At 53.8% G+C, this 21,022-nt stretch carries 23 protein-coding genes; 8 read left to right on the top strand and 15 right to left on the bottom strand.

Annotated elements, in window-relative coordinates:
* Nucleotides 1-290: 290 nt before the first annotated feature.
* The 3 genes from CIK95_RS04780 to CIK95_RS04770 all read right to left on the bottom strand — a co-directional run bounded on the left by CIK95_RS04780 (nt 291) and on the right by CIK95_RS04770 (nt 4,012).
* Complete coding sequence (locus tag CIK95_RS04780; RefSeq protein ID WP_094466428.1) at nt 291-1,412, bottom strand: site-specific integrase; 1,122 nt, start codon at nt 1,410-1,412, stop codon at nt 291-293.
* 128 nt (nt 1,413-1,540) lie between these two features.
* Nucleotides 1,541-2,491, bottom strand: coding sequence for a helix-turn-helix domain-containing protein (locus CIK95_RS04775; RefSeq protein ID WP_044074745.1), 951 nt, complete (start codon nt 2,489-2,491; stop codon nt 1,541-1,543).
* 348 nt (nt 2,492-2,839) lie between these two features.
* The gene (locus CIK95_RS04770) at nt 2,840-4,012 is read right to left on the bottom strand and encodes a leucine-rich repeat protein (RefSeq protein ID WP_158215094.1); all 1,173 of its coding nucleotides are present in this window, start codon (nt 4,010-4,012) and stop codon (nt 2,840-2,842) included.
* Between the two features lie 69 nt (nt 4,013-4,081).
* On the opposite strand from CIK95_RS04770, the gene CIK95_RS13630 reads away from it, so the two are divergent.
* The 5 genes from CIK95_RS13630 (at nt 4,082) to CIK95_RS04750 (ending at nt 7,453) form a co-directional block, all read left to right on the top strand.
* The gene (locus tag CIK95_RS13630) at nt 4,082-4,600 is read left to right on the top strand and encodes an ATP-binding protein (RefSeq protein WP_144007737.1); all 519 of its coding nucleotides are present in this window, start codon (nt 4,082-4,084) and stop codon (nt 4,598-4,600) included.
* Entirely contained in the window at nt 4,542-4,775 is a 234-nt protein-coding gene (locus tag CIK95_RS13280; RefSeq protein WP_094466426.1) for a Fic family protein, read from the top strand. Before CIK95_RS13630 ends, CIK95_RS13280 begins: the two co-directional genes overlap by 59 nt.
* Nucleotides 4,776-5,134: 359 nt before the next feature.
* Complete coding sequence (locus tag CIK95_RS12775) at nt 5,135-5,515, top strand: hypothetical protein (RefSeq protein WP_144007736.1); 381 nt, start codon at nt 5,135-5,137, stop codon at nt 5,513-5,515.
* Between the two features lie 58 nt (nt 5,516-5,573).
* Nucleotides 5,574-6,278, top strand: coding sequence for a VWA domain-containing protein (locus CIK95_RS04755; RefSeq protein ID WP_094466424.1), 705 nt, complete (start codon nt 5,574-5,576; stop codon nt 6,276-6,278).
* 56 nt (nt 6,279-6,334) lie between these two features.
* Complete coding sequence (locus tag CIK95_RS04750) at nt 6,335-7,453, top strand: hypothetical protein (RefSeq protein WP_094466423.1); 1,119 nt, start codon at nt 6,335-6,337, stop codon at nt 7,451-7,453.
* Between the two features lie 135 nt (nt 7,454-7,588).
* On the opposite strand, the gene CIK95_RS04745 is transcribed toward CIK95_RS04750, so the two are convergent.
* The 10 genes from CIK95_RS04745 to CIK95_RS04705 form a co-directional block, all read right to left on the bottom strand.
* On the bottom strand, nt 7,589-8,470 hold the full coding sequence (locus CIK95_RS04745) for a radical SAM/SPASM domain-containing protein (RefSeq protein WP_254046424.1): 882 nt from the start codon (nt 8,468-8,470) through the stop codon (nt 7,589-7,591).
* Between the two features lie 48 nt (nt 8,471-8,518).
* Nucleotides 8,519-9,151 (bottom strand): lysine exporter LysO family protein, encoded by a 633-nt coding sequence (locus tag CIK95_RS04740; protein ID WP_094466422.1) that lies wholly within the window; start codon nt 9,149-9,151, stop codon nt 8,519-8,521.
* Nucleotides 9,148-9,444 (bottom strand): LysO family transporter, encoded by a 297-nt coding sequence (locus tag CIK95_RS04735; protein ID WP_094466421.1) that lies wholly within the window; start codon nt 9,442-9,444, stop codon nt 9,148-9,150. Before CIK95_RS04735 ends, CIK95_RS04740 begins: the two co-directional genes overlap by 4 nt.
* Nucleotides 9,445-9,451: 7 nt before the next feature.
* Nucleotides 9,452-11,650: a CotH kinase family protein gene (locus CIK95_RS04730; protein ID WP_094466420.1), complete on the bottom strand. Its 2,199-nt coding sequence runs from the start codon at nt 11,648-11,650 to the stop codon at nt 9,452-9,454.
* 288 nt (nt 11,651-11,938) lie between these two features.
* Complete coding sequence (gene tsf, locus CIK95_RS04725; protein ID WP_022311375.1) at nt 11,939-12,937, bottom strand: translation elongation factor Ts; 999 nt, start codon at nt 12,935-12,937, stop codon at nt 11,939-11,941.
* A 39-nt stretch (nt 12,938-12,976) separates the two neighbouring features.
* Entirely contained in the window at nt 12,977-13,804 is an 828-nt protein-coding gene (gene rpsB, locus CIK95_RS04720) for a 30S ribosomal protein S2 (protein ID WP_094385699.1), read from the bottom strand.
* A 120-nt stretch (nt 13,805-13,924) separates the two neighbouring features.
* Nucleotides 13,925-14,311 carry a 30S ribosomal protein S9 gene (gene rpsI, locus CIK95_RS04715; protein ID WP_022311377.1) on the bottom strand — a complete coding sequence of 129 codons (387 nt, stop codon included), beginning with the start codon at nt 14,309-14,311 and terminating at the stop codon, nt 13,925-13,927.
* A gap of 12 nt (nt 14,312-14,323) precedes the next feature.
* Nucleotides 14,324-14,785 carry a 50S ribosomal protein L13 gene (gene rplM / locus CIK95_RS04710; protein WP_022311378.1) on the bottom strand — a complete coding sequence of 154 codons (462 nt, stop codon included), beginning with the start codon at nt 14,783-14,785 and terminating at the stop codon, nt 14,324-14,326.
* Nucleotides 14,786-14,989: 204 nt separating this feature from the next.
* The gene (locus CIK95_RS12770) at nt 14,990-15,259 is read right to left on the bottom strand and encodes a hypothetical protein (RefSeq protein WP_144007735.1); all 270 of its coding nucleotides are present in this window, start codon (nt 15,257-15,259) and stop codon (nt 14,990-14,992) included.
* Entirely contained in the window at nt 15,228-16,862 is a 1,635-nt protein-coding gene (locus CIK95_RS04705; RefSeq protein WP_144007734.1) for a hypothetical protein, read from the bottom strand. The genes CIK95_RS12770 and CIK95_RS04705 overlap by 32 nt, the downstream gene beginning before the upstream one ends.
* 191 nt (nt 16,863-17,053) lie before the next feature.
* On the opposite strand from CIK95_RS04705, the gene CIK95_RS04695 reads away from it, so the two are divergent.
* Nucleotides 17,054-18,490, top strand: coding sequence for an amidophosphoribosyltransferase (locus tag CIK95_RS04695; RefSeq protein WP_094466417.1), 1,437 nt, complete (start codon nt 17,054-17,056; stop codon nt 18,488-18,490).
* Here CIK95_RS04695 and CIK95_RS04690 read toward each other — a convergent pair.
* Together CIK95_RS04690 and CIK95_RS04685 are read right to left on the bottom strand one after the other, a co-directional pair.
* A complete protein-coding gene (locus CIK95_RS04690; RefSeq protein ID WP_094466416.1) occupies nt 18,468-19,250 on the bottom strand; it encodes a glycosyltransferase family 2 protein in 783 nt (260 codons plus the stop codon). The genes CIK95_RS04695 and CIK95_RS04690 overlap by 23 nt on opposite strands.
* Nucleotides 19,247-20,518 (bottom strand): glycosyltransferase family 4 protein, encoded by a 1,272-nt coding sequence (locus CIK95_RS04685; protein WP_094466415.1) that lies wholly within the window; start codon nt 20,516-20,518, stop codon nt 19,247-19,249. The genes CIK95_RS04690 and CIK95_RS04685 overlap by 4 nt, the downstream gene beginning before the upstream one ends.
* 158 nt (nt 20,519-20,676) lie before the next feature.
* Between CIK95_RS04685 and CIK95_RS13565 the strand changes: the two genes are divergently transcribed.
* Entirely contained in the window at nt 20,677-20,805 is a 129-nt protein-coding gene (locus CIK95_RS13565; RefSeq protein ID WP_256387369.1) for a hypothetical protein, read from the top strand.
* Nucleotides 20,806-20,823: 18 nt separating this feature from the next.
* Nucleotides 20,824-20,982 (top strand): hypothetical protein, encoded by a 159-nt coding sequence (locus tag CIK95_RS13135; protein WP_158215093.1) that lies wholly within the window; start codon nt 20,824-20,826, stop codon nt 20,980-20,982.
* Nucleotides 20,983-21,022: the final 40 nt, after the last annotated feature.

The raw sequence follows: 21,022 nt of genomic DNA, 5'->3' as shown, positions 1-21,022 counted from the left end.
ACGTTCTCTGGCACTCTTTCTTTTACGCTTTATTAGCGTTCTAATATGATATCATACTCTGAATCATACTTTAAACTTCTCGTTAACGTCAGTTGCTGCTAATTGCTGACTACAAAGGTAAGGGCAAAGAAAAGGGATATTTGCAGTTCCTCCTCAATATCAACAGAAATTGGAATGTATTTGTCGAATTGGTTCTATCCACGACAGCAAATAGAACCAACAAAACGAGAAAAGGACTATTGGAACACTATCATTCCAACAGTCCTTTTCTGCGTATTATTGTCAAATGGTTACTTCTTCAAGGTGATACAGCCAACCGAAGCACGCTTCTGAGCATCGGAAATCTTGGCATACACTTCTGTTGTTGCCACATTCTTGTGACCGAGATAACGCTGTACTACGGCAATACTTGTTCCTGCGTCCAACTGGAGACAGGCAAAGCTGTGGCGTGAGCAATGATAGGAGATATGCTTGGTAATCCCTGCATCTTTCAGCCAGTTCTTCAATGGTGCCTGCGTCATGGAGTCTTTGAAATCGGGGAACACCTTGCCTCGTTTATCTGGTGAATAGCCTATCAGTTCCAAGGCTTCCTCACTGATTGGGTTATGCACGATGTCTTTTGTCTTCTGCATTCGTGTGGTGACATACATCACACCATCGCTGCCGTATGGCTGTATCTCCTCCCAAGTGAGCTTCTTGATGTCGCTCTTTCGCAATGCCGTTAGGCAAGAGAACAGGAAGGCTCGCTTCAAGGCAGGAGCAGAGCATGGTGTGGATGCCAAGCGGATAACCTCGTCTTGTGAAAGATGCTCCTTGTCAGTCGGGATTGTCTCGATACGCTCCAAGAAACCGTTCGGGTTCTCCTTTATCTTGCGGTCACGATAGGCAGTGTGGATTGAAGCACGGAAAGTTGACCAGTAGTTGGCTGCCGAGTTGATATGTAGCTTTCTGTTCTTATGCAGTCCCTGTGGTGCTGTCAGCAGATACTCACGAAACCTGTTGCACAAATCCACGTTAATCTCTCCAAAGGTACACTTGCCTTGCGTGAAGGTACGAAAGTGCATATAGACGTGTTGCCACTTGGAGTTCTTCTTGTCCGCCAGTTTCTTGAAGTAGGCGAGGAAATCTCCTTTCATCTTCTCCTTGTCGAAGAAATCATAACGCTCGTTGACGATAGCCTCGAAGCGACGGCAGCGTATCGCCTCGGCTCTTGCCGTAAGGTTGAGGTTGTACTTCTGTTCCGTCTGGTTCTTCGGCTTGGCATAGATGTAGATGCCAAGCGACTCATGGCGGATGACTTTCATCGTGCTCTCGTCACGATAGCCAGGATAATAGTCAAGATAATAGGACAGCATGTGTCCGTCCTTGATTTTGCGTGTACGCAATGATACGGTCTTGCAAATGTTGCTCATAACTGATATGTATTATTGATGATTATTCATGGTGAAGTGTCTCTTCACGGCTGCAAAATAACTGAATGATACTTCCGTGACTCCAATTATTTGCAGTCATTGATGGATAATGCTGAAATCATTTGAAATCACAGTCCTTTTGCTGCTCTTTCCGCCATTGCTCGCTCCACATCCGTCTTCAAAAGCAAGTTCTTTACACCCACTTTTACCTTGCTAATATGGTGAACTCTCACAATATGGCAGATATTGGCACTTGTCAGACCATACAACAGCTGCACTTGTTCGGTGGTATAATAGTTGTCATCGCTCATGAGGTCAGTCCTGCGCAGTTCTTCAAGATGTTCCTTGGAATAATAGGTGCGACCATACTCACGTTTGGTGGGTATCTTATGACGATATGCATATGCCCTGAGTGCCGACTTGCTCATACTGAAAGCATCCTCTACATCATCAGCAGTCACCCATTCCGTGATGCTGTTGATGTCAACGGCAGTACCGAAGAACTCATCAATATGCCGTTTGCTGTAATAGTTCTTGCCAGCGATACGGCACATCGGTATCTGGTTGCGCTTGGCGGAGGTGTAGAGCCAAGACTTCTTGACCTTATAAATGGACATCACTTCCTCACCAGAATAATAGTCAAGCACCTCATTCTCCTCTTTCCCTTTTGTCGGTTCCTGCTTTCGTATTTGCTTTTCTGCTTTTGCCTTTTTATTGGGTTTGCTCTTGCTGGCAGGAATCACACGCTTGTAGGGATTACCCTCAAACATCTTCTCTATATCAGCCTTTCTTACGAATGCCATTCTGCTGCTCAATCTTGATGCCTTCAACTTTCCGTTAGCCACAAGTTTGTAGATATACTGTCGGGTGCATCCCATCAGAATGGCAGCTTTGGAGAAGGTAAGATACTCCTGATGTTGCAGATCCATGATTGGCTCAATACCGTTAATCAATTCCTGCTGTCTTTTCTTCCTAAGACGTTTTGCCTCTGCCTGACATTCCTCGGAACAGTATTTCTGCATACCGCTTCTTGGCACGAATGTCTTGCCACAAAATTCACATTTTCTTGTCGGTCTCATACTCTATGATATTGCTATGTTCTACATACTTTGAGTATTCCACCTATGGAGTAAACGGAAGTGAACCATTGACAACCTTTGTCAACCCAATCCACGATATAACGCTTTTTGCCTATCAGCTTCAAATCTGTCCTTCATCGTAACCACTCGTAAACCCTTGTCAACTACGTTCACAATATGACAAAATAAAAGCTCCGCAAATTCTCCACGGTAGAAATACGCTGCAAAAATATGTGGAAAATCGGGAACTGCCAAAAAGCACTCAGAAAGTATTAAAAAACAAAGAGTGTTGAAAATCAATACTTTATGGTTAGTTAGTCATAGTAAGTTATGGTTAGTTATAAGGCTCTAAATACATTCATAAAATGCAGAGTTCCCAATGCTTGTCACACAGTCCGGTATATTGATGCTGGTCAGAGATCTGCAGTTGGAAAACGCCTCATTGCAAATTACTTTTGTGCCTTCCTTTATCATATAGTGGCCAGATAAAGCCCTTCCAAGAGCTTTTAGCAGCCTTTCCCCATCCTTGCTATACGTCACGCCCCGTTCATCTCTGATACCATTCTTTATATCTTCTTCCGTCACCTCGGTACCCAGCACCTCTTCCTCCTTCGGCTGCTCGCAGTGGGGCACTTTTAGACCAAACAGACTGAATGAGCACATGGACAGACTTTTCTTGGCGCTTGCCATGAGAAACATGGACAGCAGGGTTTTGAGTTCTTCGTCGGCCAGCAGGCTCTGCAATGCCGCCAATACCTTGCTCTTGCTCAGGTCAAGAAAATCGCTGGCTGCGAACAGCAGACGGTCTGAGGTTCCGTAGGTGGTGTAGAGAGACGGGTCGAGAGATATGGCCTTGAGCGAGAGGGCGATGACTGCCAACGCAAAGTCGTCGATGGTCTCGTCGAAATCGTCTACGGTGCGCAGTGGATGCGCAAAGTCCTTGGTGCCGATGGTTGGCGACTTCTTACCTTTCATGGTTGCTACATACATGCCGTCGTAATCTACCAGCGTCAGAGTGCTGTCGGGGCGCACCATGATGTTGTCGGGCTTGATGTCGCCGTGGGCGAATGACTGCGCGCGGAGCCATGCTGCCATTTCGCAGAAACGGTAGCAGAGCATGGCCATGGCATGGCTGTCGGCATAGTGGTCGGCAATGTAGGTCTCCATCGTCTCGCCGTCTACCCAGTCCATCAGCAGCACGGGAAACGCCTCGTCATTGACACTTAGCTCCTGTTCCAGATACTTAACTGCAGTGATATATGTCGAGTCGACAGACGCCAGTTCCTCGGTTATCTGCCGATAAGCCTCGCCCCTGCCTTCCTGTTCGTCGGTAAAGCACTTCAAGGCATAGTTTCGCCCCGTCTTCGGGTCTTTCATCTTGAACACTACGGCAAAGTCGCCGTTGCTGCGACAGGGCTCGCCGTGATTGTCGAGTACTGGCTCCAAGTAAGCCAATTTGTCCAGATTTTCCTTTGCGTCGCGTATGGCTGCTACATATTCTGAAATCAGAGGGTATTGCATAGGTCTTCGGTTTGTATTCATGCCAGGGGCAGAGATGCCACCCCGGCTCGGTTTGACGATTGCTGGGTCATGGTGCCCAGCCCACCTGAAAACGATAAGTTTTCAATCATCCAAAATTACGAATTGTTTTATATCCAGCAAAACATTTCCACCACTTTTTGTTATATAAACCACTGCGCCCATTCATGCCCATGGCTGCGATGCGGGCGCAGTGGTGGTACACCTATTTATATATATGTGCAGACATCGGGCGGCGGAAACTGCGCAGAATACCATCTTCTTTGCGCTTCTTGTGCTAAGAATCTATTATTACCATCATCTCATTCCCATCCATTCAATCCTACGATTGCTGATGTGCTCTACCTCTCTACTTGTCTTGAGAGTTGGGGATCTGGTGCCAAGAGAATCATGGATGAATGCAAAGGACAGAATATCAAGGAGCCTGATTGGTATCAAGAAGGTCATAATGTTGTGATAAAATTTGCCAGAGAGAGCATGATGTCGGGCGAACAACCGATATCAAACCGACATGATACCGACATCAAATCAACAACAGAAAACAGTATTATCTGTGTTGCTGACTGGTGAAAAGCACATTCAAGAATTGATGGATGTATGTGGCTATAAGGATAGGGATAGCTTCCGAAAGTCTGTACTCAATGTGATGATCGAAAAAGAGTGGGTAGCAATGACTCTACCAGACAAGCCAAAGAGTAAGGCTCAAAGATATATCATAACAGAAAAAGGCAAAAATGCAATTTGAATCAATATTTTTGAAGGTCGTTTGGCTTATCCAGACGACCTTTATTCTTGGAAAATCATTAATGCCTGTTAAAATCAGGACCAGCTAAATATTAACCTGAGTTCGGGATAGGCGATAAACGTTTTTTCTTGCTATGCCAGGTTTCCGACAGATGCATATTTACAACCATAGAAGTAATAGAAATTATTGAGATTACAACTTTTATAAAGATTTTCTTATCCCGAACTCGGGTTATTACTTTTGTCGTATAAATCAAAGCGCCCATTCATGTCCGTGCCCGCGATGCGGGCGCAGCGGGGGTATAGCAGATGCACACCTATTTATATATACACCTCCATCCTGAAACCGAAGTGCGAATTATGGAAATACAACTCGGATACCTCCGTTTCAGCCTTTGCCATGATGATTTCGCGACGCAAATCGCACTTGACATCCCCCTCCGCAGCGTATTTCTCCACCTTCGCCACAAAAACCTTGCTGAAATCATCCGCGATATCCAAAATATCACTAACTTTGTCGACGGCGACTATGACGATGGTCATTTGCCGACGATTGATAGCAAGCCTCTTGATGTCCAACGGCTATGCCCGACAGCCCATTCTTCGGTCGCCCACGCTCCGACAGCCTCGGCGTGGGGTGGGGGAGCGACGGGAGAGGGCTGGACCTGGCAGAGGGCGCAGCGGCGAGAGACCCCAGCTTTGCAAGTCTTGCAAAATGTTTTTTCTTGGCAAGGTGGCTGAAACTGCCTACATTTGCACTGTCAAACAACAAGAAGTTCAACATTTTCAAAACACAAGTATGGAAACTCAGAAGATTTACAACCTCGTCATCCTCGATGCCTCAGGCTCGATGGAAGTCATCTACAACCAGGCACTCACAGGCGTAAACGAGACCCTTGCCACCATTAGCAGGGCGCAGGAGACCCACCCCGAGCTGCAGCAGTATGTTACTCTGGCATCGTTCAGTGCCGGCGATGATTTCCTCAACCGCATCTATTCTGCCAAGCCCATCGCCGAAGCCCGCAACATCACAAGCGCCGACTATCCTCTGCTCGGATGCACAGCCCTCTACGACGCCATGGGCACCTGCATCAGCGAGCTCCAGCAGCGGGTCTGCCACGGCGACCGCGTGCTCGTCACCATCATCACCGACGGCTATGAGAATGCGTCGCGCACCTGGAATGGTCGCCAGATTAAGTCGCTCGTCCAGGAACTCCGTCAGATGGGTTGGACCTTCACCTACATCGGTGCCGACCAGGATGTGGAGAAGGTGGCTGGCGAGATAGGCGTGTGCAATGCGCTCCGCTTCTCGGCCAATGCCGAAGATACCGCCGCTATGTTCGAGAAAGAGGGGCGCAGCCGTACCAGGTTCTACGACAAGGTGTGCTGCGAGATGCGAGCGCCTGAGGCTTCGCTGGCAGAATCCGATGATTATTTCGCCGATGATGACACTCCGGAGGCCCTCGAGGATATCCTCAAGAGCGAGGCGAAGGGCAATCGATGACATGCCACCCATGGCGCTGGCAGGGATGACTTGCCGGCGCACTGACAATCATAACAATGAACACTAATACGATACTATTCTGCAATCTGCCGTTCCGTCCCGAACCCAATCAGGTGTTCTTTATCGAGAATGGCTACGATGAGGATGTCAATGACCTCATCCGCGACGTCTATCTGCGCCTAAAAGCCAAGTTCGCCCGTGCTGGTATGGATTTCTACTACATGCCCTACCTGCTCAGCGAGCACGACATCGAGGCCAAGCTGCGTTACTATGCGCCCTATCTCTCTTCCCAGCCTCTGGTCGGCGAGGTCAGGAGCGATGCGTTCGCTCCCTATATCTCTGACGAAGACCAGCGCAAGCGTCTGAAGCCATCGCTCATCTTCGGGGCTACGCGGGAGGGGTACGCGGGTGATGTCAGATTCCGGCAAGTGGCCTTGTCCGATGTCGACTTTGTTTCTTCCGCAGCCATGGACGCCCTGGTACATCTGATAAGTCAAAGGCTTGCCGCATCCTGTGGCGTAGATGCCGATATGGCGCCAATCAGTCCTTGCCTGGCGAGCGTCCCGATGGAAGATAAGTCAGAGTGCCTTCTTTCTCAGGAGTTTCTGGAGCCTGCTGCAGAGTCCGCCATGCCCGCCTCTGCGGAAGAAACTGCCGAGAAGCTGAGCTTTATTGCTACAGAGGATGTCCTGCGCGAGCTTCGCATGACCGTCCAGAAGCTCAGGCTCGAAGGCGTGTCACTCATGGCCATCCACGGGTTCATCGACAAGCAGGAACCCCTGTCGCGCATGATTGTCACCCCCGATTATCGCATCTTTCTGCCCGACTACAACGGCATGGAAATCGAGATGGGTGCCCTGCCCAAAGCCATCTATTTCCTCTACCTGCGCTATCCCGAAGGCATCATCTACAAGCACATGCAAGACTATTACACCGAGCTGCTCAACATCTACCGACAGCTGCGCCCCAGTACCGACGAGGTCCGGCTCAACCTCACCATAACCAAGGTCGTCAACCCGCTGGGCAACGCCCTCAATGAGAACCTCGCCCGAATCAGAAAGGCATTCGTAGAGAAGTTCGACGAGCATCTCGCCATCAACTACATAGTCACCGGCGAGCGTGGCTCCCGCTACGCCATCCCCCTGGACAGAGATTTGGTTGTTTGGGAGGAGTAACACTAAGGGCTGAATTCCAAGCGAGGAATCCAGCCCTAATTCTTTATGTTCCAAAAAGTTTTAGCGGACAGCAATAATATGATGTATAGCGACGCCCCTACGCCTTCGCCAACTATGGATCCCTCTCACCCACCTCTATTTCCTAAACCGTTTCGACACGGCGGAGTAGGCGCAGCGCTGGCAGAGGGGCTCGGTGGCGGTGTGGTTGGTGAAGCCCTGATAGATGGCGTGGGCGCGCGGCGACGCGAGGATCTCCTCCAGACTCTGGGTGTAGAGGTTGCCCAAGTCCATGTCGCCGTTATGGTCCAGGCAGCAGGGGACCACGGTGCCGTCGACGAGCACGCCAAGCTGGTTGCGGAGAGCATAGCAGAACACCTCTTCGCCGGCGTAGGATTCGTGCTGGAGGTCAGGCCATTCAAACATATTGTCGCTCTCGATATACAGGTTCTCTGCCAGTCGCCAGCCATCGTTTCGCTCAACCCACGGGCGAGGCTGGTGGTTGGCTATCAGACGGATAATCTCTTCGTTCATGCTGTTGTGGCCGCCTTCGTTCCACAGCCGCAGCACGATGATGCATCCTCGACGAGCTGCTTCTTTGGCGAAGGTCATCACCTCGTCGATATATTGCTTGAGGTCCTCCTTGCCGTTACCCTCGTGCGAGTGCAGGGAAATCTGCAGCTTATGGGGCAGAGCCTCGAGCATATCCTCCCGCTTCGACAGCAGCGTGCCGTTGGTGGTAATCACCGGGATAAATCCTTTCTGTCGAGCCATCTCCACAAATTGGGGCAGATGGGGATGAAGGAAAGGTTCGCCCATGAGGTGGAAATACAGAAACTTGACCCTACCTGCGAGCCTGCTGGTCAGCAGGTCAAACTCCTCAAGCGTCATCGTGCGCTTTGGACGCGTGGTCTTGGGGCAGAAGACGCAGTTGAGGTTGCAGACATCTGTCGTTTCAAGATAACAACGTGTAATCATATCATCGGCAAATTCATTGATTTTTATTATATTCTCATCCATGATGCCAGCCACTCAGCCTGGCGCCATCTTAGCCACAGTCTCCCAAACTCAAGCCCCCAGCATGCACCACATGGTCACGAGGAAGGGCACGGAGAAGTCGGTGGCAAAGCCGTGGAAGATGCTCAGCGCCACATAGCGCTGGCCTATCGTCTGGGTGATGATGGGCAGCGTGGTGTCCATCGTCGTGGCTCCACCCGAGGATATCGGCGCCAGTGGCCCAAACCACTTCGCCATCAGTGGCGTCATCAGCAGCGTAATCATCTCACGGATGATATTGGTCAGCAGAGCGATGGTGCCCAGCTCGGCACCGCGATATTCGGTGATGAAGATACTCGACAGCGAGTAGTAGGCAAAACCGCTGTCTATGGCCAGGCAGTCTGTGAGTCCGCGGGGCTGGATGATGCCCCCGTCGCCGCCCAGCATGATGGCGAAAGCCACCATCGCGCCCACCCACGAGCCCAGGATAGTGGCTATGGGCAGGAGCGCCAGCCTCGGATTGAGACTCTTGAAATCGCTCTTCATATCGGGGTTGAGGCCAATGCTCATACCCACACAGAGCAGCAGTCCGCACAGCGCCACAAAGCTCAGTCCGCCTTCTGCCATCCATGCGGGCAGCGCGTCCATGCGACCCGCCACGAGGCCGAGGATGAAGAAGCCCACCACAATCAGACTGCCTTTCATGCGCGGTCTCCTTTCACGCTCTTCCACAGTGCCCAAGCCAGCACGCAGCAGCCCAATACGCTGCAAACTGCCAGCAGCAGAGCCTCTACGCCCAGGGTGGGCAGGGCGGCGATTATCTGCTCGTTGCCGCCCACCTCGGCTCCCAGCATAAAGAGCAGGAGCCATATCAACCATGTCGTGGCCCTGGCTGTCCAGGTGCCCACCGCCTTGGCGCGGGCCTGTGCCGCCAGTCTTGTGCGTACGGTGTAGCCCAAGCCGATGCCGAGAAATATAAATGCGATTACTATAAACATATTCTTATTAGTTGTTGCAGCTGCGTCCAGCCACAATCTTCTTCACGCTGCCGTCGCTGTATTTGACGATGGTGATGCCGCTGCCCGGGCGTGCTATGCGCACTCCGTTGGGCGTGTAGTAACCCACCGCCTTGAGCTCTCCAGTGGCGGGGCTGTCGATGCCCACGGTCTGTACCACCTTGTAGGCCACACCCATCACCAAGGCGCGACCTCCGCGGGTACTGGCGAGACGCACGCCTCTGAGCTTGCGACTCTTGTCGGTGCCGATGGCGTGGTCAAAGAGACAGAAGGCGAAGCTCTGGCTGTAGGTGTCCGTGCGCTTGTTGATGCGGCTCAGTCCGCTGATGGCCTCTTCGCCCGACAGACTCTTTACCGACCAGTCTGCCACAGTGAGCGCGATGCCCTCGCCCTGGCTGCCGTCGCTGTAGAGTGGGGTAGCCGTCAGGTCGCTGCTGCCGTCGCCGCTGGTGGCGAGGATGTAGAGCTGGCTGGTCGTTATGGGCGCGCCGAAGATGAGGTCGCCTCCTTCGCCCGTCTTGATGACGAGGGCGTTGCTGGCGGCATAGTCGCCTAACTGGAAGTTGGCTCCCGATGGGGCGTTGACGACGCCGTCTGTAGGCAGTCCGCCAGACGCCTTGAGCCCGGCAGAGTAGAAGGTGTTGTCGGCACCGTCGCCGGCATTGTCGGCATGGCTGCTTGCGGGCAGCGCCTCGACCACCACGTCGGCATTATACCCCGACGCCACCGTCACGGGTCGTATGTCTGTCTTCTCCTGCGGCAGCAGTTTCTTGTCCATGAATGTCAGACGGTTCTTTATCCATCGCTTCAGGTAGCTTATCTCGTCGTTGAAGCTGTAGCCCACATAGGCGTTGGGCCATACATATCTGCCAAACATGCCCCAGGCTGCCTCGTTGCGCTCCATCGCGCCTCCCGAGGTGAGCAGCGTGGCGAGCGAGTCTATCTTGGCGTTGATGCGGTTGTCGGCATACTGACCCTCGCGATACTCCGCCCAGCGGGCCTTCAGGTCGGTCTGATAGGCAGGGTCGTCTATCAGCCTTTTCCACCAGAACGGCACCAGCTGGTTGTCGGTCTCGCGGCTGTTCATGTCGTACTGCCACAGGTCGGTACGCGAGCCCTTGTAGTAGTCGGCGTTGCCCAGCGCGATGTTGAAGTCCCAGAGCGTACACTTCCAGCGGCTGTCGAGCCCCTCGTTCTTGGCGCGCGTCTCGCTGTACTTGTACATGTGCGAACTCAGACGGTAGCCGTCCACGTTGAACGTGAACTCGGTCGAGAGCATATAGTCGATAAACGAGGTTACGTCGATATACTTCCGATAGCCGTTGACGGGGTCTTTGTAGTTGTCGCCGGCAAAGCAGTCTTCCATGTCGTCTATCGACTTTTGGATGGCCTTCTCCGTTCCGGCGGGCAGGTCGGCAAAGTCCTCATACTCAGGGTCGTCGTATTGGTAGGTGATGTATTTGGTATTGTCCACCGTTCCGTAGCGGCCATAGGGGTGATACTTGGAGCGGTAGTAGTGGTCTTCGTCGTCGCGGTCTATCTCCACGCGCCAGTCGCCCGTCAGGTCGCCTCCGTCCTCGCCGGGGTCATGCAGGTTCAGGCGGTTCTTGCCCTTGCCAGGACGCTCGGTGAGGATGTAGATGCCGTAGTATTTGCCGTCGACCACCACCTCGACATGGCGCGAGCTGGGCACCCAGTCCAGGTAGGGACGCCCCAGCTCGAAGGTGAGCACGTCGCGTATCATCGACTTGTCAGCGAAAGGTGCCAGCAGCACCCAGTCGTTGTCTTTGCCCAGTCCCAGCAGGCTCACCTTCACCTTCTTGCCGCCTTCTTCCAGTGGTTTGGCGATGGTCTTGAAGCCGTAGGGCTTCTTGTCAGACGAGTTGAACGACGAGTTGCCGCGATATTTCAGACTGATATATCCCTCATAGTCCACCTTCTGGTCGGGGTGGGCAGCGAGGTCGGCATAGTTGGTCTTGCCCGTGCCGTTGTCTATGATTTTGATTTTTGCGGTGATACGCTCTTCGCGGAGTATCATCTTGCCGTCTACGTCGATGAAGACGATGGGCAGATTGGTTTCGCTCAGCTTGACCTGGGCGTTCTTGGTGGGCGGATAGTTGTCGGCCCTCTGCGCATATAAGGCTGTCAGACAGAGCAGCATGCACAGCAGTGTGGATATACGTTTCATTGTTATATAGGTTTTTATTTCTCCTTGTGGTGGCCTGTCCTTGACGGGTGGGTAGATGGGTTCATAGGTGATTGTTTGTTATTGATACACAAAGTTACACAATAATTCTGACAGTGCTTGCGCAAAAGCCGGTAAAATCATTGGTGCAGGGCAAAATAGCCCTGGCCACGCCTGCCGTCGCGACGCTGCATCCGGCTGCCCCCGCCACTGCCATGCACTAAAAAAGGACTGCATCCCTCGAAAGGGGTACAGTCCTTATTATTATTTCGATTTTAACTATATCGAAAATTAGTCAGCCAGGAGGGTGAAGCGCTTGTAAGCAACGATGTTGAGATCGCCCTGCTTCTTCAACCAGTCCTTAACTGAAATCTTGCCATCCTCGTCGGCGAACTGGAACTCCTGGTCTACCAGGCAGTTCTCCTTGAAGAACTTGGCCATACGGCCCTTGGCAATGTTCTGGATCATCTGCTCGTTCAGGTTGGCAGCCTTCTCAGCGCCTACGGTCTGCTTGATTTCGCGGGCCTTGTCAGCCTCCTCCTGTGTGAGCCATCCCTTCTTCATGTTAGACTCGATGTGGTCATCGCTGTCTACGAGGTTAGGATTGATGCCAGCCTTCTTGATAGCGGCAACTACAGCCTTCTCTACCTGCTCTTCCTTGGTCTTCTGGATAGCCACCTTGAGCTCCTCGTCCTTAACGGCCTGAGGAACAGAAGCCTCGTCGAGAGCTACAGGCTTCATTGCTGCAACCTGCATAGCTACCTTGTGAGCAGCCTCTTCGTTGTCCTTGTCCAGCTGTACCATGGTAGCCAGAGTGTGGCGGCCCATGTGGTCGTATACAGAGATGTTGTCACCTACGAGATAGTTGTAGCCATCGAGCTCCATCTTCTCACCGGTAACACCTGAGCGATGCTGTACGGCGGTGGCAGCGTCGTCGCCATTGGCGAGCTTCAGCGCCTTAACCTCGTCGAGGTTGGTGCAGCGTGCGGCGATAGCAGCGTCGAGGATTTCGCCTACGAGGGCGATGAAGTCCTTACCGGCAGCTACGAAGTCGGTCTCACACTTCACGGCAACCATTGCGGCGAAGCCATCAACCTTCTTAACCAGTACGCAACCATTTGATGTCTCACGGTCTGAACGCTTGGCAGCGATGGCGAGACCACGCTCACGCAGGAGCTCCTTAGCCTTGTCGAAATCGCCTTCAGCCTCGTTCAGGGCGTTCTTTACATCAGCCAGACCGGCGCCAGTCATAGCGCGCAGCTTTTTGATATCTTCTATTGTAACAGCCATAATTGTTATTTCTTAAACTTGGGTTTGTGATTCTATTGATTACTCAGCGGCGGGAGCCTCTGTAGCAGCAGCCTCAGCGGCGGGAGCCTCTTCCTTGCGGGCCTTGCGTGTGCGGCGGGGCTTAGCCTCTGCCACTTCCTCAGCCTGCTCAGCAGCAGCCTTCTCGTCAGCCTTCTCAGCCTTGCGCTCCTCGAGACCTTCTGCGATAGCACCGCAGCAGGCGTTCAGTATAACCTCGATAGAGTCCTTGGCGTCGTCGTTGGCAGGAATCAGGTAGTCTACAGCCTTGGGATCAGAATTGGTATCCACGATAGCGAATACTGGGATGCCCAGACGCTGAGCCTCTTTCACTGCGATGTGCTCCTTCATTACGTCGATAACGAAGAGGGCAGAGGGCAGACGAGTCAGGTCAGAGATTGAACCGAGGTTCTTCTCCAGCTTGGCACGCTGACGGGTTACCTGCAGCAACTCGCGCTTAGAGAGGTTAGAGAATGTACCGTCGTTCATCAGCTTGTCGATGTTTGCCATTTTCTTAACAGCCTTGCGGATGGTTGGGAAGTTGGTAAGCATACCACCGGGCCAACGCTCGATTACGTAAGGCATGTTAACTGATGCAGCCTTCTCGGCTACGATGTCCTTTGCCTGTTTTTTAGTAGCGACAAACATGATTTTCTTGCCTGACTTGGCGATACCCTTCAGCGCCTCTGCTGCCTCGTCGATCTTGGCAACAGTCTTGTTGAGGTCTATGATATGGATGCCATTGCGCTCCATGAAGATGTAAGGAGCCATAGCGGGATTCCACTTGCGACGGAGGTGGCCAAAGTGGCAACCTGCCTGGAGTAACTGGTCAAAATTAGTTCTTGACATTGCTTTTTCTTTTTGAGTTGTTTACTTTCTTTTTTAATTCTATATTGCTTAGAACCAACCCACAGGTAATCGCCAGCAGAGGCAAGTCTTATGGGTTTAGATGCTAAACGGTTCAGTATATTAACGCTTACTGAACTGGAAGCGACGACGAGCCTTGGGCTGACCTGGCTTCTTACGCTCAACAGCACGAGAGTCGCGTGTGAGGAAACCCTGGTCCTTCAGAGCCTTCTTGTCTTCGGCGTTAACCTTAACGAGGGCACGGGCGATAGCGAGGCGGAGAGCCTGGCTCTGGCCGGTGAAACCACCACCGTCGAGGTTGGCCTTTATATCATACTTCTCAGCAACTTCCAGAAGGTTCAGTGGCTGCTTAACCACATACTGAAGGATAGCTGATGGGAAGAAATCTTTCAAATCTTTCTTGTTGATTGTGATCTTACCGGTACCTTCGGTGAGGTAAACACGAGCTACAGAGCTCTTGCGGCGACCGATTGCATTAATCATTTCCATCTTTAGTTCCTATTATTTATACTGGTTAATATCGATTGACTTTGGCTTCTGAGCCTCGTGCTTGTGCTCTGTGCCCTCATATACATAGAGGTTGTCGAGCAGTGCGCGACCGAGAGGACCCTTGGGGAGCATACCCTTGACAGCGTGGCGAACAATCTTGTCGACACCGTTCTTGCGAGTACGGAGGTCGGCAGGAGTGTTGAAGCGCTGACCACCGGGATAGCCGGTATAGCGGGTGTAAACCTTGTCAGTTTCCTTCTTACCAGTGAAGCGAACCTTAGCGGCATTGATAATGATTACGTTGTCTCCACAGTCCACGTGGGGAGTGAAGTTTGGCTTGTACTTACCACGGAGCAACTTTGCAACCTTTGAGCAAAGACGACCTACAATCTGGTCGGTGGCGTCGATAACGACCCACTCCTTGGTAGCTGTTTCCTTGTTAACGGAAATAGTCTTGTAACTTAAAGTGTTCATTTTTAATTTTAATTTTTACTACTAAAAAACGTTTTTATTTCTCTTGATGTGCAGGCGATTCACTAACCATGACGCTCGGCCAAAAGCGCCACTATTAACACGCTCACACGGGGGACTCTAAGTGTGTCCCCGAAATAATCGGCGTGCAAAATTACACATTATTTTTATATCAGCCATTATCGAGACGCTCCCAATGATGAAGATTTATGAATATTTAACAGTATTCGTGGCTTTTCTCATCATCTTGGCGCCAGCAGCGATGGTCGCGGTGGCGATGGGGATGACCTTCGGATTCATCGAGGTGACCTTTGGAATCCTCGAGATGACCTTTGGAATCCTCGAGATGACCTTCGGATTTGCGTCGTTTGTCTCAGGCAGCGTGGAGATGATTTTTGATGCCGTGGGGGTGTCCTCCGGATGGGAGGTGATGGCTTGGGGCTGGTTAGAAGTACCCGTGGGTATCCACGTCGCCATAGTTGAGGGTGAGTTCCACGCGTTTCAGCGTGACGGGAGTGCTCCCGGCGGGGGCTGTGATGGTGATGGTGTTGTCGCCGTGGCGCAGGGCGTCGGCAGGCATGGTCACGGCATACTGGTGCTCGCCCTCTGCCAGTCTGCGGCAGCGGTCGTAGAGCGCAGGGTAGTCTGCGCGGGTGGCAGTCATGGGCTTGCCGTTGAGGCTCAGGCTGAGCAGCGCCTCGCCGCGGGTGCGGAAGAAGACGATGACTTCGCGCGGACGGATAGAGTCCATGTGGTCGCCCACGTAGATGGTTACATCGCGACGCTCTCCGCCCTTGAGCGCGAGCGGAAGTGGTGTGTTGGGGCGCAGCCCGTACTGCCGTTTGCCGTCCGAGAGCCAGTAGGTCTTGTTGCGACCCTCGAGCATCTGCCGGCTACCCAGTTCGTGGAGCATACGAGGGTGCGCCGTGCGGCATACCTGCCCTCCGTGCTCCAGCTGGTAGTGGCCGCTCACATAGCGGTTGAAGAAGTAGTTGAAGAGATAGATGCCGTCGGCGCCCTGGTCCAGGGCAGCCGAGCAGAAGCCGCGCATCATACCCTCCGAGACGGGCTCGTTCTCGGTGTAGGTCATCATGTCGGTGCTGGCGTAGAGGGGTGTGTTGAGCGCATTGCCCAACTCGCTGCGCATCTGGGCTATGGGCTGAGCCGGGTCTATCAGCGTGTGGGTGCCCACGCTCACCAGGTCTATCAGGCCTTCCTCGAGCCACTCGCGTAGGTCTATTCCCTTCTCCAGATTCTCTGCCAGCGACGGCGCCACCCTCACGGCGAGCTTTATGCGTCCTGGCTGCTTGCGGCGTGACGACTCGCGGTCTGCCCGACGCCTTATCTGCCTCATCATATCGGTCATCTCAGCCGTGTGGCGCTTGCCTTCGCCCCGCTTGAAGTAGCAGAAGAAGCGCATGAAGTCCAGCATATACCAGTCGATGTCGTCGCGGTAACGGCTGAGTTGTTCGGCGATGATGCTCACCTTGCGGTTGCGCACGGCGCGATGGGCAAAGTCGTAGGCGCCGGCACTGTGCCATCCCAGCGTGGGGTCGCCGATGCGGTATTCGGGATGCTTGATCCACCATTCTGCCCACATCACGGGACAGTCTGTCTCGGCGTCGGCAAAGTGGAGGTCGTTCATGCGGTAGACTATCATCGCCGCCATGCCGTGGCGCCGAGCCAGCTGCAGCGAAGACCGCATAAACTCACCTCCCTCGGCCTCGATGCGGAGCAGATTGTCATAGCAGGTGCGCATATTGTTGTAGAGCGCCGTGTTGCCGCCATGGTCTATGTGGCCGCGGTCGTCGCCGTAGTAGCGGCAGTAGCGCGAGGGATAGCATACGAAGTCGCTGCCCGAGCAGATGGAGTAGGTGGCCACCTGCGAGCCCGCGGCAAGACTCGTGAGCGAGTCGAGGTGGGCGAGCGTGAGCGGTGCGCCGTTCCAGTAGGTGTTCAGCAGCAGCTCGGTGCCGTCGTTGTCGTAGATCATGTTGGGTTGGGCTGCGACGGCAATCCATGTTGCGGTCGCGACGATGGTGGCGACGATGCGTTTTGTACTGTTTAGGATGCGTATCATTCTATATTATATAATAAGGTGTAGATTTGTTAACGCAGCAAAGATACCCATAAATGCCGGCATGGGCAAGAGAGCCATGGTATTTTGTCACAAAAAAGTAGGAAAAAATAACAAAAACTATATATTCAACCCCAAGATTTTTACGTAACTTTGCAGCGCGTAATTACACTGTTAGTATATTATTATCATTTATGGGAGGCATTTTCGGAACTATTTCCAAGAAAAGCTGCGTTGCCGATTTGTTCTACGGAACCGACTACAATTCACACCTCGGTACCCGTCGTGGCGGTATGGCAACCTATAGTGAGGATAAGGGCTTCGTCCGCTCTATCCATAACCTCGAAAGTTCTTATTTTCGTTCTAAATTTGAGGCTTCGCTCAACAAGTTTGAAGGCTGCTGTTCAGGTATAGGTGTCATCAGTGATACCGATGCACAGCCATTGGTCATGAACTCTCATCTGGGGCAGTTTGCCATCTGCACGGTGTCCAAGATTGCCAACATGGAGCAACTCGAGGCCGAGATGCTCAGCCACAATATGCACTTCGCCGAGATGTCGTCGGGCAAGACCAATACCACCGAGCTTGTGGCGCTCCACATCATCCAGGGCAAGACATTCCGCGAGGGCATCGAGAATGTATATCATCATGTCAAGGGCTCGTGCACGATGCTCATCCTTACCACCGACGGCATCATCTGTGCCCGCGACAGTTGGGGGCGCACCCCGCTCATCATCGGCAAGAAGGATGGCGCCTACGCCGTGACGAGCGAGACCACCTCGTTCCCCAACCTCGGCTTCGAGCCTTGCTACGAGCTGGGTCCGGGCGAGATTGTGCGCATCACAGCCGATGGCACCGAGCAGATACGCCCTGCCAACAAGAAGATGCAGATTTGCTCCTTCCTCTGGGTTTACTATGGCTTCCCTACCTCTACCTATGAGGGCAGGAATGTCGAGAAGGTGCGCTTCGACAATGGCTACCAGATGGCGCTCACCGACGATACCGAGGTAGACTGCTGCAGTGGCATCCCCGACTCCGGCACGGGTATGGCCATGGGCTACGCTGCCGGCAAGCGGGTGCCCTATCAGCGCTGTATCGCCAAGTACACCCCCACCTGGCCCCGCTCCTTCACTCCCGCCAACCAGGCTATGCGCTCGCTGGTCGCCAAGATGAAGCTCATCCCCAATGTGGCTATGCTCAAGGGCAAGCGCGTGCTGTTCTGCGACGACTCCATCGTGCGCGGGACCCAGTTGAGAGACAATGTCAAGGTGTTGTTTGACCAGGCACAGGTCAAGGAGTGCCACATGCGTATAGCCTGTCCGCCCCTGGTCTACGGCTGTCCGTTTATCAACTTTACCTCGTCCAAGAGTGATATGGAACTCATCACCCGACGCATCATCGAGCGCTTCGAGGGCGATGCTAACAAGAATCTGGATAAATATGCCACCACCGGGTCGCCCGAGTACGAGCGTATGGTGGCGGCTATAGCTGAGGAGCTTGGACTTACCTCGCTCCGCTTCAATAGTGTGGAAGAGCTGATCCGTGCCATCGGTCTTCCCAAGTGTCAGGTCTGCACCCACTGCTTCGACGGCAGCAGCGCCTACACCCTCAACGAGTGCGCCGATGACTGATGACGCCGCGCAGGGCAAACCAGAGATGCATCACCACCGTGCTGGCCACGCCGTAGTGGTGGCACATCACGCTGAAACGTTCGCGGAGCGAACGGCGATGATATGTGGTGGTCATGCCACCATCGAGAAAACAAGCCAACACTGCATGTGTGTTGACAAGAGGAAGTCGGTAGCTTGCTGCCGACTTCATTATTTTTATACACCAGTCCACATCGGCAGAGTAGCGGTACTTCAGGTCGTAGGGGATGGCCTTGGCCAGGTCGGTGCGGGCGTAAAACGCCTGGTGGCATACCAGCATGCCGTGGCGGAACGACTTCCAGCTGAGCGCCTCGGGCGGAGCCAGACGGCGGCGGCCCACATAGTGGCCTCGGTCGTCGATGATGTCGGTGTCGCCATAGATTACCGCCGGCTTCTCGTCGGGCATGAGCGCCGCATGAGCCACCCGCTGCAGCGTGTGCTCGTCCTTGAAGGTGTCGCCGGCGTTGAGGAATACGAGGTAGTCGCCCTCAGCCATCTGGATGCCTTTGTTCATCGCGTCGTAGAGTCCGCCGTCGGGCTCCGAGACGGCCCTTATCCGGTGGGGAGACGCTCCCCGCGATTTTTCTTCATACTCCCTTACCAGTTTCATGGTGTCATCCTTCGACTTGCCGTCGATGATGAGATGCTCCACTTGGTCATAGTCCTGGCTCTCCACGCTCGCCAGCGTCCGCGGCAGTTCGTCCGCGGCGTTGTAGGTACATGTGATAACGGTTATGGTCATGCTTCCAGATAGTCTTTGCCTGCAAGGCGGTTGTAGATATTGATATAGCGTGCGGCGACGGCGCGCTGGCTGTAGTGCTGTGCCACCTTCTTCACGGCTTCCTCGCCCAGAGTCTTGCGGTCGGCCTCGTCGAGCGTCCAGTGCAGACCGCGAGCCAGGTCGTCGGCATCCTTGTATTCAGCCACATATCCGTTGACCTTGTGGTCTATCTCTTCGGGTATGCCGCCCACGCGGAAGCCGATGCAGGGCACACCGCAGGCCATCGCCTCCATGATGGTGTTGGGCAGGTTTTCAGAGAGCGACGGCAGCACGAAGGCGTCGGCGGCGTTGTAGACATCCACCATGCGGCGCGGGTCGTTGACATACCCTAAGGGGTAAGCCTGTAGCGGCAGGCGGTCGGCTATCTCTTCGGCGTGGCCGCCCACGATGATGAGGCCCGTGTTCTCGCGTATCTCCGGATGCTCCTGCTCCCATTTTCGGCAAGCCTCGATGAGATAGTCCATGCCCTTGTTCACGTTGGTCACGCGCTGCGAGGCAAAGAGTATCAGTCTTCGGTCGGCGGGGAGCCCCAGTCTTCTTCGGGCTTCGGCCTTGTCGGCAGGGGCGAAGAGGCGGGCGTCGATGGGGTTGGGTATGGCGCAGGTCTCCTGTCCCTCCAGGAGCCGGCTCTGGCGCGCTTCGCTCTCCATCCAGTGGCTGCACGCTACAAAGGTGATGTGTCTGCCGGTGAGCATGCGCTCCTTGCGTCGCCAGGTGGCGTCGGCGAGGTCGTGGCTGCTGTCTCCGGGCAGATAGGGGCAGTGGGCGCAGTGGCTCTTGAACCGCTCACATCCCAGGGTGAGGTGGCATATCGCCGTAGCGGCCCAGATGTCGTGCATCGTCCATACCACCGGCTTTCCCGAGTCGAGTATTTTGCGGATATTCTTCAGCGAGAGCATGCCCTGGTTGACCCAGTGCAGATGGATGATGTCTGCCTCCTTGAATTCGGGCAGCCTTGTGATGTCGTTGCCCGCGTTGGCGGTATCTATCTCCCACAGATGGCGGCGGTTCAGCCGCAGATGGAGATATATCGTCAGTCTTTCCCACAGGAAATTGAAGTGGTGGCGCCACGACTTGGGCAGACTGCACACCGCGATGTGCTCTGTCTCCTTGTCGCGCACCAGCATCTTGGCTTTTACGCCGCTGTTGTTGAGCGCTTCCATCAGCCGTCGTGCAGCCACAGCCGCTCCGCCAGCCCTCTCGCTCGTGTTGACGATTAGTACACGCATACCTTATTATATTATATATATCTTTTGTCCTTTGTTCTTGCTTCCGGCGACCTGGCGCATAGTCCCGGCGACCTGGCGCATAGTCCCAGCGACCTGGCGCATAGTCCCGGCGACCATGGTGCATAGCCCCAGTGACCTGGCGCATAGTCCCGGCGACCATGGCGCATAGTCCCGGCCGCCTGCAGAGTTGTCTGACCGCCGCCGTCGGTACCTCCACGCTCTTGGAGATGACGTTGGCAGGAGCCGGAGCCACCTCTGCATCGGGCAAAGGTAAACATAAAATCTGAAAAACCCACACAGCCTCCTTGTTTTTTGCAGTATTCGCCCCCGACTGCCCCTCTGCCCTCCGCGTCCTGGCTGCCGCCGGTCTGCCCGCAGCCGTCGGTACCTCCACGCTCTTGGAGATGACGTTGGCAGGAGCCGGAGCCACCTCTGCATCGGGCAAAGGTAAACATAAAATCTGAAAAACCCACACAGCCTCCTTGTTTTTTGCAGTATTCGCCC

It is taken from the genome of Prevotella sp. P5-108 (genome assembly GCF_002251385.1).
Taxonomy (GTDB): domain Bacteria; phylum Bacteroidota; class Bacteroidia; order Bacteroidales; family Bacteroidaceae; genus Prevotella.
Note: the sequence above shows the minus strand (reverse complement) of the source record. Positions and strands in the feature narration are given on the sequence as shown.